Origin of the sequence: Micrococcus sp. GbtcB5 (assembly GCF_019091605.1) — a bacterium.
Taxonomy (GTDB): domain Bacteria; phylum Actinomycetota; class Actinomycetes; order Actinomycetales; family Micrococcaceae; genus Micrococcus; species Micrococcus luteus.
Genome location: NZ_JAGXJK010000446.1, coordinates 1 through 238, shown reverse-complemented (window position 1 = coordinate 238; position 238 = coordinate 1). Strand labels below are relative to the sequence as shown.

General features: G+C 75.2%; 1 protein-coding gene. It reads left to right on the top strand.

Going from position 1 to position 238, the window contains the following annotated elements; translation table 11 throughout:
* On the top strand, positions 1 to 238 hold a 238-nt coding region (locus tag KVS67_RS13060), incomplete at both ends, for an AMP-binding protein (RefSeq protein WP_217565557.1).

Genomic DNA, 238 nt, shown 5'->3' with positions numbered 1-238 from the left:
GGACTTCCTGGACCGCCAGGCCACGGAGCGACCCGACCCCGGCCTCTTCGCGATGCCCGACGCGCAGCACCAGTGGCCGGTCGTCTCCGCCCGGGTCGCCCGCGATCGCGTGCGGGCCCTGGCCAAGGGGCTCATCGCCGCCGGGATCCAGCCCGGGGCGACGGTCGGTCTCCTGGCCTCCACCCGCCTGGAGTGGCCTCTGGTCGACTTCGCCATCTGGTATGCCGGCGCGGTCCCC